Source organism: Xylophilus rhododendri (genome assembly GCF_009906855.1).
Taxonomy (GTDB): domain Bacteria; phylum Pseudomonadota; class Gammaproteobacteria; order Burkholderiales; family Burkholderiaceae_C; genus Xylophilus; species Xylophilus rhododendri.
The window spans coordinates 4,699,137-4,713,061 of sequence record NZ_CP047650.1 but is presented as its reverse complement, the minus strand read 5'-3'; the positions used below and the strand labels follow the sequence as shown (position 1 = coordinate 4,713,061).

General features: G+C 69.9%; 10 protein-coding genes. 6 read left to right on the top strand and 4 right to left on the bottom strand.

Features of this window, described 5'->3' with window-relative positions; all coding sequences use genetic code 11:
- Positions 1 to 6 precede the first annotated feature (6 nt).
- Entirely contained in the window at positions 7 to 945 is a 939-nt protein-coding gene (locus tag GT347_RS21825; protein WP_195812365.1) for a polysaccharide deacetylase family protein, read from the top strand.
- 1 nt (position 946) lies between these two features.
- Here the strand turns inward: GT347_RS21825 and GT347_RS21820 are convergent, their stop codons facing one another.
- The gene (locus tag GT347_RS21820) at positions 947 to 4,807 is read right to left on the bottom strand and encodes a fatty acyl-AMP ligase (RefSeq protein ID WP_160554194.1); all 3,861 of its coding nucleotides are present in this window, start codon (positions 4,805 to 4,807) and stop codon (positions 947 to 949) included.
- Positions 4,808 to 4,962: 155 nt separating this feature from the next.
- Here GT347_RS21820 and GT347_RS21815 point away from each other — a divergent pair, with 155 nt between their 5' ends.
- From GT347_RS21815 to GT347_RS21805, 3 genes are all read left to right on the top strand, one after another.
- Positions 4,963 to 5,175: a hypothetical protein gene (locus tag GT347_RS21815; RefSeq protein WP_160554193.1), complete on the top strand. Its 213-nt coding sequence runs from the start codon at positions 4,963 to 4,965 to the stop codon at positions 5,173 to 5,175.
- Positions 5,176 to 5,354: 179 nt separating this feature from the next.
- Positions 5,355 to 6,860, top strand: a complete 1,506-nt coding sequence (locus GT347_RS21810) for an ATPase domain-containing protein (RefSeq protein ID WP_160554192.1) — start codon at positions 5,355 to 5,357, stop codon at positions 6,858 to 6,860.
- A 3-nt stretch (positions 6,861 to 6,863) separates the two neighbouring features.
- Positions 6,864 to 8,591: an ATP-binding protein gene (locus tag GT347_RS21805; protein ID WP_160554191.1), complete on the top strand. Its 1,728-nt coding sequence runs from the start codon at positions 6,864 to 6,866 to the stop codon at positions 8,589 to 8,591.
- 23 nt (positions 8,592 to 8,614) lie between these two features.
- Here the strand turns inward: GT347_RS21805 and GT347_RS21800 are convergent, their stop codons facing one another.
- A complete protein-coding gene (locus tag GT347_RS21800; protein ID WP_160554190.1) occupies positions 8,615 to 9,784 on the bottom strand; it encodes an MFS transporter in 1,170 nt (389 codons plus the stop codon).
- Between the two features lie 111 nt (positions 9,785 to 9,895).
- Here GT347_RS21800 and GT347_RS21795 point away from each other — a divergent pair, with 111 nt between their 5' ends.
- Complete coding sequence (locus tag GT347_RS21795; protein WP_160554189.1) at positions 9,896 to 10,804, top strand: LysR family transcriptional regulator; 909 nt, start codon at positions 9,896 to 9,898, stop codon at positions 10,802 to 10,804.
- On the opposite strand, the gene GT347_RS21790 is transcribed toward GT347_RS21795, so the two are convergent.
- Positions 10,801 to 11,724 carry a LysR substrate-binding domain-containing protein gene (locus tag GT347_RS21790; protein WP_160554188.1) on the bottom strand — a complete coding sequence of 308 codons (924 nt, stop codon included), beginning with the start codon at positions 11,722 to 11,724 and terminating at the stop codon, positions 10,801 to 10,803. The genes GT347_RS21795 and GT347_RS21790 overlap by 4 nt on opposite strands.
- Positions 11,725 to 11,832: 108 nt before the next feature.
- On the opposite strand from GT347_RS21790, the gene GT347_RS21785 reads away from it, so the two are divergent.
- On the top strand, positions 11,833 to 12,597 hold the full coding sequence (locus GT347_RS21785; RefSeq protein WP_160554187.1) for an SDR family NAD(P)-dependent oxidoreductase: 765 nt from the start codon (positions 11,833 to 11,835) through the stop codon (positions 12,595 to 12,597).
- A 2-nt stretch (positions 12,598 to 12,599) separates the two neighbouring features.
- On the opposite strand, the gene GT347_RS21780 is transcribed toward GT347_RS21785, so the two are convergent.
- Entirely contained in the window at positions 12,600 to 13,817 is a 1,218-nt protein-coding gene (locus tag GT347_RS21780) for a YbfB/YjiJ family MFS transporter (protein ID WP_160554186.1), read from the bottom strand.
- Positions 13,818 to 13,925: the final 108 nt, after the last annotated feature.

Genomic DNA, 13,925 nt, shown 5'->3' with positions numbered 1-13,925 from the left:
CTCTCCTTGACCGAACCTTCGAATGCCGCGACAGCGGCCACCTACGGCGGCGTGCTGCCGGCCCACGACCGTTTCGACTACTCGCCCATCCACGCCCGCCCGGACTACGCCTGGCCCAACGGCGCGCGGCTGGCGGTGTACCTGGGCTTCAACCTGGAGCATTTCGCCTTCGGCGAAGGCATGGGCGCCTGCATAGGCCCGGCCTCGCCGGAGCCGGACGTGCTGAACTACTCCTGGCGCGAGTACGGCAACCGGGTGGGCGCCTGGCGCTGCCTGGAGATGTTCGATGCGCTGGGCATGCCCGCGGCCACCATCCTCAACACCGCCTTGTACGACCACTGCCCCGAGCTGGTGGCGGCCTGCGTGGCGCGCGGCGACGAGCTGGTGGGCCACGGCCATACCAACGCCGAGCGCCAGGGCGTCTGGTCCGAAGCCGCCGAACGCCGCCTGCTGGCCGACTGCCGCGAACGCATCACACGCGAGAGCGGCCAGGCTCCGGCCGGCTGGCTATCGCCCTGGATATCGGAGAGCGCCCGCACCCCCGACCTGCTGGCCGAGACCGGCTACGCCTACACCCTCAACTGGTGCCACGACGACCAGCCCCTGCCCATGCGCACCCGCGCCGGCACCGAGCTGTGGTCGGTGCCCTATCCGCAGGAACTCAACGACATCCCGATGATCGTCGGCCGCCGCATGGACGCCGCCGCCTTCGCGCAGATGACGCTGGACAACCTCGACGAGATGCTGCTGCAGTCCGCCGCCCAGCCCCTGGTGATGGGCCTGGCCCTGCATCCCTACATCGTCGGCCAGCCCTATCGCCTCAAGCACCTGCGCCGGGTGCTGGAGCGCTTCGCGCAGGCACGCGACCGGGGCGAGATCTGGCTGGCCACGCCGGGCGCGGTCTGCGCCCATGCGCGGGCGGCGCACCAGCGCGCCGCCGCCTGAATCAGGCCAGGGCGCGCAGGTCGGCGAGGGCCTGCGCCAGTTCGGCCTCGGTCCGGTCGTAGTCCTGCTGCAGGCTGTCGCGGCCGGCCTTCAGGGTGCCGATCTGCCGGGCCAGGTCGGTGACCAGTTTCTGCCGTACCTGGCGATGGGCCTCGTGCAGATCGGCCGCGGCCGGTGCCTGCAGCTTCGTGGAGAGCTTGCCCGCCTCCAGCACCATGCGGTCGACCAGCTCCAGCACCGCGCGGCTGGCCGGCGCACGCAGGCGCTCCAGCACGGCCTGGGCGCGGTCGGTCGTCTGCCGCACTTGCTCGGGCAGGTCGTGCGGCGCCGGTGCGCGCCCTGCGGCCTGCACCAGCTCGCGGGCCGCCAGCACCTCGCCTTCGGACTCGCCCAGGATGGCGGCGAGTTCGCCGTGGCGCGGCAGGGTCTGCAGCTTCGCGGCCACCAGGCGGCGTGCGGCATCCACCTCCTGCTGCAGCGCGGCGGGCATGTCGGGCACGCCGAAGAAGCGCCGCTCGGTGTCCTCGTCCACCGCCAGTTCGGCCTGGAACTGCGGCGAGCCGCGCACCTGCAGATTGAGTTCGGTGCCGAAGTCGGTGATGAGCTTGCGGAACTCGCCGATGGTCCTGACCTTGAACAGCTGGCTGGCTTCGTCGAAACCGACCTCGCCCTTGGCATCGGCCGGCACCGCCGAGGATTTGCGCAGGGCCAGCAGCACGCTCTCCACCTTCTTCTGCAGCTCGATCGGCCTGGCGAAGCCGGTGACGGTCAGCAGGTTCAGCCTGAGCGGCACCTTGGGCACGAAGCGGTCGAACTTGTCGTAGAGCAGCTGGGCCGCGTCGAGCAGGCGCACCAGGTATTTGGAGGCATGCACGAAGGCCTCGCCGGTCTCGCGGCGCTTCTTCGTCTCGTCGGTCTCGGTGGCGATGCCGCCCTCCACCGCCTTCATGTCCTTGAAGAAGTCGGCCAGCTGCTCGTTGCAGGACTGCATCAGCGTGGCCGGGGTGAGCTGGGCCAGCATCTTCTGCTTGGTCGCCTCGTCGGCCGCCTGCAGGCCGGCGACGATGTGCTCGATCGCGCCCTGGCTCATGTAGGCCTCGTTGGCGAAGATGATGTTGGTGAACTGGTCCTTCTTCACCCGCGCCTTCAGGCGTTCGGATTCCGCCGCGCGCCATTCCTCGTGCGACTGGCCGGGATGGATGGTCTCGCAGTCGCCGCCCGGGTGTTGCGCGGCCACGGCGCCGGCCGGGTTCTGCAGGGCCTGGATGCGGGTCTGGTCCTCGCGCATCGTGGCCATCTTGTCGAGGTACATCTCGTCGGTGGCGAGCATGACCTCGTTGGGCAGCCTGGCTTCGAGTTCGTCCAGCGCCAGCGGCAGCAGGCGCTGCGCCGCCTTGGCCTTTTCCAGGTCGAAGCTGCCGCCGGTGTCCAGGGTGGCCAGGTATTCCTGCACCTTGGGCAGGCCCTGGCGCCGGTCGGCCGGCAGCTTCGCGAGGATCTTCTGCACCTTCTCCTGCGCGGTCAGCAGGTAGATGTCCTCGCCCTCCTCGAACTGCTTCTGCACCTGCGCCTTCACCTCGGCCGGCGAGCCGTCTATCACCTGCTGCATCAGGGCGTCGTAGGCGGCGGCGTCGAGGAAGCGGCGTTGCTTGAGCAGCGTGGCCACGTCCTGGTCGACGCGGCTGAGTTTCTGCATCTCGCCGGTGGGCTGGTCGATGTTGCGGTCGGGCACGGCCTCGGCGTTGTATTCGGCGTTGATCGATTCCTTGATCGCGTTGTAGTCGCGCGGATAGATGTTCACGTCGAAGACGCGGCCCGGCGGCTTCTTGAAGGCCTGCAGGACCAGGGCATTGAAATCCCGGGCGGCCAGCACGTCGTCGCCGGGCTTGGTGGAGGCGAAGGTGATGTCGATGTCGGATTCCAGGTCCGAGCTGCCGGAGGTCTTGGCGATCAGCGTGGGATAGGTCTTGCGCAGCTTGTCGATCTCGGCGGTGACGTACTGCTGGCGAAAGCGCCAGCAGTCCCACATGTCTTCCTTGTCGATCTCGCCGGCGTGCAGCATCTCCTTGAGCTTGAACCAGTCGTGCGTCTTGAAGTTGGCCTCGGCCGTGGCCGGCTTCTTCATCGCCTCGCGCGACTTGGCGCCGGCGTCGTCGCCCGCCTCCGCGGCCTGCGCGGCCAGGGATTTCACGCCCGGGCCGCCGATCTCGTTGATCACCAGCGCGCGCAGCTGGTCGATGCCGAAGTCGGGGTCCTTCAGGCCGGCGGCGATGGCCTGGTCGTTGGTGTCGCGCTGGCCGCGCACCTTGTCGCGGATCTCGATCAGGGCCTTGTCCTCGCGCACCTCGCCGACCTCCCGGGCCAGCGCCAGCACGGCGGGCGCGGCGGCCGCGTAGTCGCCCGCGGCGGCCTGCTTGACCGCCACCTCCCACGCCTTCTTGAAGGCCGCGCCCTTGCCCTGGTGGGCGATGCCGAAGGCGGCCTTGATGTTGCCCTGGTGCAGGCGGATCGCACGCGCATAGGGCGCGCGCTCCATCACCTTCACGGCGTCGCGGGCCGCATCCTTGATGCGGGCCTCGGCCGCCGCATGGTCGCCCCTGGCGGCCAGCGCGCGGGCTTCGGCCATGGCGCTGGCCACCGCATCGCCGCCGACCTCGGGGAAGGCCATGGCGCCGGTCAGCGGGCCCATCACGGCGTTCAGGGTGGCTTCGAAGCGCTTGCCGCTGGCGACCAGGGCGTCCTGCACCTTGCCTCGGGTCACCGGGTCGTCCACCGGCGATGCCGCCGCGTTGGCGGCCGGTTGCTCCGCATGGGCCTGGGGCTTGAGCATTTCCCGGATCTTGCCGAGGGCGGCGATGGCGCCGCCGATGGTGGCGGCGGACTGGGCTTTCTCCTGCGCCACGGACATGATCATGCGCAGCTTGTCCGCATCGGGATGGCGGCCGCGCAGGGCCTGCTGGAGCGGGATTTCCAGTTCGGCGGCCAGATCGCGGAAACGCTTCTCGTCGTTGGCGCTGGGGCGCACCGGCTCCGGTTCGGCCTGGCTGCCGGCATCGGGCGCGGTGGTGGCGGCGGCATTCGCAGCGACGTTCGCGGGCGGAGTGACCGGCGCAGTGCCGGCCGCGGGCTTGTCTTCCTCGGCCTCGTTCTCGCCGTCCGTCTCGCCCACGCCGTCGGGACCCGCGATCTTCACCTTCAGCCGCAGGTCGGTCTGCGCCAGCATCGCCTGGCGCACCTTCTTGGCCAGGCTGGCGACCGGCGTGGCGAACTGGAAGGTCAGCGCCTTGTCCTGCCACTGCACCGTGCCGGCGAAGAACTTGGCGCCGCCCGACACGTTCAGCGCATCGCTGAGCAGCTTGCGCCGGCCCGGCGCGATGGCGCGCCGCATGATCAGCACCGCGCACTGGTTGCCGGCGGTGCAGACCAGGGCCGACATCTCCAGCTCGCCCTTGCGCAGCTCGCGCACCAGGGGAAGCATCTTGCTGGTCAGCAGCACGGGGGAGTCGGGCTCCTCGTCGCCCGCCTTGGCGGCTTCGGCCTTGGCGGCGGCCGCGGCCTTCTTCTGCGAGGCCTCGGCTTCGGTGTGCAGGTCGTCGAGGGTCTTGTCGAAAGCCTTGAAGGCCGGGTCGCCCAGGGTCTTCTTGTGCTTGCGGGCGTTGCCGCGCACCTTCTCGATCAGCGTGAGCGCGCTGGCCAGGGCATCGAGGTAGCCGTCCGGCCGGGCGGCGGCGGATTTCAGGCCCTCCAGCGCCCGGGCCATGTCCTTGGCTTCCAGGAGCTTTTCCAGCGCCTTGTCGTCGAGGTCCGCCGGGCAATGCTTGCGGACAGCTGCGGTCCAGGTCGCGTGGAGTTTTTCGGACATGGCCGTCTTTCGAAGTGGATCGACTGAATTTGGCGGCGAGGTTACAACGATTTACGTTTTGCGGGCAGCGCGGAAGCACGCGACTTCTGCCATGGTTTTGGGAATATCCTGCCGGGCGCGTTTTTTGCTGAGCAGCGCGCCTACGGAGCCCAACCATGCGCACACCCATTCACGCCCGAGGTTTCACTTTCTTCCCCAAAGCCGGCCGCTTCGACGGGCGCTGGCAAGGCGTTCTGCACATCCTGGAAGCGGACAAGGACCTGGTGCGCCACCGCTGCGTGCTGCCGCGCGCCACCGAATTCGCGGCGCTGATGGATGCCCGCTCGGAGGCCCTGAGCCTGGCCACCTCGCTGCGCCACTTCAGCTGAGGCTGCGGCGCCCCGTCTCCCCGGCGGCCCGGACCGTCGGCGATGGCTGACGCGCTTATCAGTATTGCGGCAATCGCCGGAGGCACCGGGGCAAGCAAGATAGGGCTGGACATCCATCCCATGCGCTGGTCAGTGCGAGAGCGCCAGGCATTTCCTCCACCCAGCCCCCCGATTTCTCCATGCCTGCGTTCGAAAACAGCCCGCAAGAAGGCCATGCCTCCACCGGTATTGCCGGCCTCGACAACGTGCTGGCGGGCGGCTTGCCGAACGGCCATCTCTATCTGGTGGAGGGCACGCCCGGCTCCGGCAAGACCACGCTGGGCCTGCAGTTCCTGCTGCGCGGGCGCGATGCCGGCGAATCCGGCGTGTACGTGACGCTCTCCGAGACCAGCACCGAGCTGCACCAGGTGGCCGCATCGCACGGCTGGAACCTGCAGGGCATCCGGGTGCGCGACCTGGTGAGCGATGAAGGGCTGAGCGAAGACGCCGAGCAGAGCATCCTGCACCCTTCCGAATTCGAACTCGGCGAGACCACCCGCAGCGTGATGGCGCTGGTGGAGAGCGAGAAACCGCGGCGCATCGTCTTCGACAGCCTCTCCGAGATGCGCCTGCTGGCCCAGAGCCCGCTGCGCTACCGGCGGCAGATCCTGGCCCTCAAGCGCTTCTTCGCGGTGCGCGGCTGCACGGTGCTGATGCTGGACGACAAGACGGCCGGCGGCGACACCCATCTGCACAGCATCGCCCACGGCGTCATCCACCTGGAGCAGAGCGCCAGCGACTATGGGCCGGACAAACGCCGCCTGCGGGTGATGAAGCTGCGCGGCGTGAAATTCCGCGAGGGCGAACACGACTTCCACCTGGACCGCGGCGGCCTGCAGGTGTTTCCCCGCCTGGTCGCCCACGAACACCCGCACGACTTCTCCAGCCTGCCGCAGAGCACCGGCACCCGCCAGCTCGACGAGCTGCTGGGCGGCGGCCTGGTGCCGGGCAGCAATGCGCTCTTCTCCGGTCCGGCGGGCACCGGCAAGACCACCACGGCGGTGAGCTGCGCGATCCAGGCCATGAAGCAGGGCCGCAAGGTCGCCTACTACCTGTTCGACGAGGGCCTGGGCACCCTGGGCCTGCGCTGCAAGTCGCTGGGGCTGGACCTGGACGCCTACCTGGCGTCCGGCCAGCTGCAGATGCGGGCGCTGGACCCGGCCGAGGTGTCGCCGGGCCAGTTCGCCCATTCGGTGCGCCATGCGGTCGAGCAGGACGGCTGCGCGATGGTGGTGATCGACAGCCTCAACGCCTACCTGCAGGCCATGACCGGCGGCAAGTTCCTGCTGCTGCAGATGCACGAGCTGCTGTCCTATCTGAACATGCGCGGCGTGATCACCGTCTCCATCCTGTCGCAGCACGGCGTGGTGGGCGATGTGCGCTCGGATGTGGACCTGAGCTACCTCAGCGATGCGCTGGTGCAGTTCCGCTATTTCGAGGCGAACGGCAGCCTGCTCAAGGCCATTTCGACGATCAAGAGCCGCACCAGCGCCCATGAGACCACCATCCGCGAATTCCGCCTGGGCAAGCGCGGCGTGGAGATCGGCGAGGCACTGACCGACTTCCAGGGTGTGCTCTCCGGCATCCCGCGCTACACCGGCAATGTGCCGCTGCTCGGCCAGCCCACCCTCGCCGTACCTGGCTGATCGATGGAAGACCGGGTTCTCATCCTCGCACCGCGTGGCCGCGACGCCGAAGTGATCGAGGGCGTGCTGCGCGCCCAGGGCATCGTCTGCCATGGCTGCCGCGACTTCGCCGAGCTGCTGCAGGAGATATCGCGCGAGGCGGCCGCGGTCATCGTCACCGAGGAGGCGCTCGCCGGCGATTCGATGCAGGCGCTGGGCGACTACCTGGGCGCGCAGCCCGCCTGGTCGGACTTTCCCTTCGTGGTGCTGGCCACCCGGCAGACCGGGCGCCGCTCGCAGTCGGCCCTGCATTCGCTGCAGGAGCTGGGCAACATCGTGCTGCTGGAGCGGCCGGTGAACCCCGAGACCCTGGCCAGCGCTGCCCGCAGCGCCCTGCGTGCCCGGCTGCGCCAGTACGCCACCCGGCGCCACCTGGCCGCGCTGGAGGAATCCCGCGCCACGGTGGAGCGGCTCAACACCGAGCTGGAGAACCGCATCGGCGAACGCACGGCCGACCTGTCGCAGGCCAACAACCGGCTGATGCGCGAGATTGCCGAGCGCGAACGAGCCCAGGCCAGCGTGGTGCAGGGCCAGAAGATGGAAGCCATCGGCCGGCTCACCGGCGGCATGGCGCACGACTTCAACAACCTGCTGCATGTGGTCAACATCAACCTGCAGATGATCGCCCGCACCGCCAAGGATCCGGCCTCGGCCGACCATGCCCGCCGCGCCCGCGAGGCGGTCACCCGCGGCTCTCGGCTGACCGCGCAGCTGCTGTCCTTCGCCCGCGCGCAGAGCCTGGTGCCCAAGCTGCAGGATGTGAACCAGCTGCTGACCAATCTGAGCGAGCTGATCGGCGTATCGGTCGGCTCCCGCATCGAGGTGGTGCTGGACCTGTGGCCCGGCCGGGTCTCCGCCGTGCTCGACAGCGCGCAGCTGGAGATGGCGGTGCTCAACATGGCCGTGAACTCGCGCGACGCCATGGCCGGCGGCGGCCGGCTGGTGATTCGTACCGAAGTGAGGAACCAGCCAGACGGGCAGCGCGAGGCGATCCTGAGCGTGCGCGACACCGGCAGCGGCATACCGCCCGCCTTGCTGGAAAAGGTGTTCGACCCCTTCTTCACCACCAAGCCGGTGGGCGAAGGCACCGGGCTCGGCCTGAGCCAGGTCTATGGTTTCGCCCAGCAGTCCGGCGGCCGCGCCGAGCTGAAAAGCGCGGTGGGCCAGGGCACCACGGTGGAGCTGCGTTTTCCCCTGGCCGAAGGCGCCGACTTCGCGGGCGACGGCAATGGCGGCAAGCCGGCCGGCATGCCCGAGGGCCGGCCCGGCATGGAGATCCTGGTGGTGGAAGACGATGCCGGCGTGCGCCAGACCATGGTCGAATGCCTGCGCATGCTGCGCTACACCGTGCATGAAGCCACGGATGGCCTGGCCGGCCTGCGGGCACTGGAAAAATGCCGTCCCACCCTGCTGCTGGCCGACTACCTCATGCCCGGCATGAACGGGGCCGAGCTGATCGCCGCCGCCCGGGTGCTGCATCCGGACCTGCCCATCCTGCTGGCCACCGGCTATGCCGACATGGCGCAGGTCCAGCAGGTGCTGGGGCGCCAGGCCGTGCTGCGCAAACCCTTCGATGTGGAAACCCTGGCCACCACCGTGGCGGCGGCCATCCAGCGCTCCGAGCCGGCCGAACCGGATGTGCCGCCGCTGGCGGTGAACGACCTGCTGCGCATGGAAAAGCGCGCCGGCTGAAGCCTGGTACGTCCGCCAGGAGCCTAGGCCGGGCGGATGCGGCCCACCCAGGCCGCCCCCAGCGCCGCCAGCAAGGCGATGGCCGCGCCCACCAGCCCCACGCTGGCGATGCCCCAGGAGGAGATGCTGAGGCCGCCCACGATCGCGCCGAGCGCGATGCCCGCATTGGCCGCCGACACATTGATGGTGCCGGCCAGCGCCTGGGCCCGCGCCGCGGACTTCATCACCCGGATTTGGCAGACCGGGTACAGCGCCGTGTTCGCCACGCCCCACACCGCCAGGGCCAGCGCCAGCCCGGCATGCGATGCGGCCAGCAGCACCGTCGCACCCATGCCAACGGCCAGCAGCAGGCAGAAACCGGCCGTGGTGGCCAGCGGCGACCGGTCCACCCAGCGCCCTCCCAGCCAGTTGCCGGCCAGTCCCACGGCGCCGAAGCCCATCAGCCACCAGCCCACCTGCGCCGCCGGCACCTGGGCGAGACGCTCCAGGGTTTCGGCCAGATAGGTGTAGCCGCTGAACATGGCGGTGAACACCAGCACCGACAGCAGCACGTCGGCGACGAAACGCGGGCAACGCAGGATGCGCGCCTGCTCCGCCAGGCTCACCCGTTCGCCCGAGGCCATGGCGGGCATGGTCTGGTGCAGCAGGGCAGCCACCAGCAGCGACAGGGCCGCCAGCAGCCAGAAGGCGCCGCGCCAGCCGATCAGGTCGCCGGCCAGGGTGCCCAGCGGTATGCCGAAGAGCATGGCGCCGGAGATGCCGAGATAGACGCGGGAGACGGCCCTGCCCGCCCGCTCCGGCCCGGCGATGCGCGCCGCCGTGTCGCTGGCCGTGCCCCAGAAGACGGGCAGCGCCAGCGCCGGCACGATGCGGGCGAAGGCCAGCACCCAGAGATTGGGCGCCAGCGCGGCCACCGCGTTCGACACCGCGAAGAGCAGCAGCACAGCGACGAACAGCCGCTTGCGCCCGAAGTGCGACAGCGATGCGGTCAGCACCGGGCCGAACACCATGACCACGACCGCGAACAAGGTCACCAGCTGCCCGGCGGTGACCACCGAAATGCCCAGGTCGCGTGACAGGGCGGGCAGCAGGCCCACCATCAGGAATTCGGTGGTGACGATGACGAAGGCGGCGATCGCCAGGACCACGATGGAGGACTGGCCCGGAGGGCGCACGGCGGGAAGCGGAGACATGCAGGAGGAGCTTGGAAAAAAGAATCGGCCAGGGTATTGCAGCCATGGATTCCTGTCCTGGACGATTTTTCCGAGAATTGCGGATCTCATTTCCGTAAAGCCCCCCTCTCCATGCACAGCGCCGAACGCATCAAGGGCATAGACGTCTTCGTCGCCACCGCCGAAGCCGGCAGCTTCACCGCCGCCGCCGAGCGCCTGCACCTCAGCAGTTCCGCCGTCGGCAAGGCCGTGGCCCGGCTCGAAGCCCGGCTGGGCCAGCGCCTGTTCGAGCGCAGCACCCGCCGCCTGGCGCTGACCGATGCCGGCACCGCCTTCCTGCAGGTCTGCGTGCGGGTGCTCGACGAACTGGCATCCGCCGAGAAGGTGCTGGCCGCGCAGAGCGTGGAGCCCTCCGGCCGCCTGCGCCTGGACCTGCCGGTGACCTTCGGCCTGCGCCAGGTCATGCCCCTGCTGCTGGCCTACACGCAGCTGCATCCGGCGGTGCTGCCGCAGGTCTCCTTCACCGACCGCTTCGTGGACGTGATCGACGAGGGCATCGACCTGGCCGTGCGCATCGGCGGCCCGGATGTCTGGCCGGCCGACCTGGGCCATGCCTGCCTGGGCGCGGAGCGGCTGGTCTTCTGCGCCGCGCCGGCCTATCTGCAGCGCTGCGGCACACCTGTGTCAGCCGACGAGCTGCCCGGCCACGAGCTGGTGATGTACGGCCGCGCCGAGGGCTCGCCCAGCCCCTGGCGCATCGCCCGCGGCGAAGCGGCGGTGGAACGCCGGATGTTCGATGCACGCATCGTCGTGGGCAACGGCCAGGCACAGCTCGACGCGGTGCTGGCCGGCTGCGGCATCGCCCAGCTGGCGACCTGGCTGGCCGGGGATGCGCTGCGCGAGGGCCGGCTGGTGCAGATCCTGCCGGACTGGTCGGTCGATGGCCTGCCGCTCAACCTGGTCTGGCCGCGGAGCAAACGGCTGCTGCCCAAGGTGAGCGGGCTGGTGGCCTACCTGAGCGATCGGCTCGGCGTGCGCTAGCGGCCATCGAAGGGCGCGAAGACCTCCGCGGCCCAGTCGGAGAAGGCACGCACCCGGGCATTGAGTTCCCGCCCGCCGGGATAGACCAAACTGAGCCTGTGGGCCGGCCGCGTCCAGTCGCCCAGCACGGCACGCATCGAGCCATCGGCCAGGTGCGGTGCGACGGCGAAACGGAAGGTCTGGCCCACGCCCAGGCCGCAGACCAGGGCCTGCAGATGCGCCGTGCTTTCGTTGCAATGGACGCCCTCCTCGGGCCTGACGAGCACCGTCTCCCCGGCCCGATGGAACTCCAGCGCGAAGGCCCGACCGGACAAGGATGAAAAATAGCCGGCCAGGGCATGCCGTGTGCCATCCGGACCGGCGGCCAGCAGCTCGTCGGGATGCCGGGGCTCGCCGTGCCGGGCCAGGTAGTCGGCGCTGGCGCAGCTCACCCACTCCAGCGCAGCCAGGTGGCGCGCCACCATGCGGCTGTCGGGCAGCTCGCCGCCGCGGATCGCGCAATCGACACCGTCGCCGATCAGGTCGATCGGCCGGTCGCTCACGCCCAGCTCCAGCCGCAGGCCCGGATAACGCTCACGGAACGCTGGCAGCGCCGGTATCAGGATGCGCTGGGCCAGCACCGAGCCGATATCCACCCGCAGCCGGCCGCTGAGTTGCCGGCGGGAGCCGCCGGCCAGCAGATCCATGTCGTCCACATCGGCCAGCACCTGCCGGGCGCGTTCGTAATAGGCCGAGCCCTCGGCCGTCACCTGCACCTGGCGGGTGGTGCGGCTGAGCAGCCGGGTGCCCAGGTGCCGCTCCAGGTCCTGCACGAGTTTGGTGACCGTGGGGCGCGGGATGTTCATCGAATCGGCCGCGCGCGAGAAGCCGCCGGTTTCGGCGATGCGGACGAAGACCCTCAAGGCCAGGAGCTGGTCCATGCCGGCTTTCAGTATTCACGATGGTGAATTATGTTCTACCGAATTCACCATTTATTCATGGGATTCGCCCAATTAAGCTGAACACATCAATCACTCATGGAGAAAGAAATGGCTCAGAAACTCGCAGGCAAGGTGGCCGTGGTGACCGGTGCAAGCTCGGGCATTGGCCTGGCGGCCGCCAAGGCTTTCGCGGCGGAAGGCGCGACCGTCTACATCACCGGCCGCCGCCAGGCCGAGCTGGATGCGGCGCTGGCCGAGATCGGTTCTTCCGCCATCGGCATCCAGGCCGACTCCACCCGGATGGACGACCTGGACCGGGTCTTCTCCACCGTCGCAGCCCGGCAAGGCCGCATCGACGTGCTGTATGCCAATGCGGGCGGCGGATCGATGCTGCCCCTGGGCGCCATCACCGAACAGCACTTCGACGACACCTTCGACCGCAACGTCAAGGCCGTGGTGTTCACCGTGCAAAAAGCCTTGCCGCTGCTGGAGAAGGCCGTCAGCGGCGCCTCGGTGATCCTGGCCGGCTCCACCACCAGCGTGATGGGCACCGCCAGCTTCAGCATCTACAGCGCCACCAAGGCGGCGGTGCGCAACCTGGCGCGCAGCTGGGCGCTGGACTTGAAGGGCAAGGCGATCCGCGTCAACACCCTGTCGCCCGGCCCGATCCACACGCCGGGCCTGGTCGAACTGGCCGGCCCGGACGCGGCGCAGCAGCAGGGCCTGCTCGACTACCTGGGCAGCCAGGTGCCGCTGGGCCGTGTCGGCCGGCCGGAGGAGATCGCCCGGGTGGCGCTGTTCCTGGCTTCGGACGATGCCTCCTTCGTCAACGGCGCCGAGCTGTTCGCCGATGGCGGCCAGGCGCAGGTCTGAAGCTAGGCGCGACCGCGCAGAGGCTGCACCGCGGGACGCCTGCCCAGCTCGGCCAGCAGCGCCACCAGCAGCGCGGCGGCGGCGCAGATGAACAGCAGCCGGTAGTTGCCGCCGCTGGCATTGAACAGCGCCGAGAAGCCATAACCCGCGGCCGCCTGGGCCGCGGCGAAGACGGTGGTGGCGCGGCTCCACACCTGGTTCTGGCGCGCCGCGTCGTGCGGCACCGATTCATGCACATGGGCCAGCACCAGCGGCACGATGCCGGAGGGAAAGCTGCCGATGACCAAGGTGAGCAGCGCCAGCAAGGCCAGGCTGCCCGTGCCCCAGGCGCCGGCCAGCACCAGCACCTGCACGGCCAGGGCCAGCCGCACCGTGGGCCGCGGCCCCAGGCGGTCGGCCAGCAGGCCGTACAGCGGCGGGCCGGCGATGGAACCCAGGCCGTAGACCACCCAGAACAGCGAACCGAGATGGGCACCGGCGCCCAGGCCGCGGGCGATGAAGTCCACCAGGAAGACCATGGGCGGCACCAGCCCGATGGCCATCAGGGCGTATTGCACATACAGCACCGCCAGGCCCGCCGCCGGTGCGCCTGCCGTCGCGGGTGCCGCCGAGGCAGGCTTGGCGACCGGGGTGGACGCAGGCCAGGCGAACCAGCTGGCGGCCGTCAGCACGGCGGACAGCATGGCCAGCCCCAGCCAGGTATTGCGCAGTCCGAAGTTCAGCAGCAGCGGCACCACCGTGCCCGAGGCCGCCACGCCGAGACCTACGCCCAGGAAGATCGCCCCGCTGGCCACCCCCTTGCGGGCCGGCGGCACATGCGGCAGCACGGTAGCGGCGACCAGCACCATCATCGCGCCGCCCGCCACGCCCGACACCAGGCGCCAGCCGAAGAACCAGGCCAGCGACAGCGGGAAGGCGCAGCCGACGAAGGCCAGCGTCACCAGCACCATCATCCAGCGCAGGCAGGCGACGGCGCCCACCCGGGCCGCCAGCGGCCGCCCCAGCAGCGCGCCGAGCAGGTAGCCGCCCAGGTTGGCCGCGCCCAGGGTGACCACATCGGCGGCGGCGAACCAGTGCGCCTCGATCAGCGGCGGAATCAGCGGGGTGTAGGCGAAACGCGCCAGGCCGATGCCGACCAGGCTGGCGCACAAGCCGGCGAAGATGTGGAGGCCCACCGAAGGCGCATCGGGCCGGCGGGAAGAAGGCAAGGCTGAAGACATGGAACCGGACTTTCGGGCGCGGCGGCCGGGCCGCAAACGCCCGGCTGCGGCCCGCGCCAGCTTTCGAAGCGAGTGTAGGCAGCCCTCAAAAGCCTTGTGCGCGGGCGG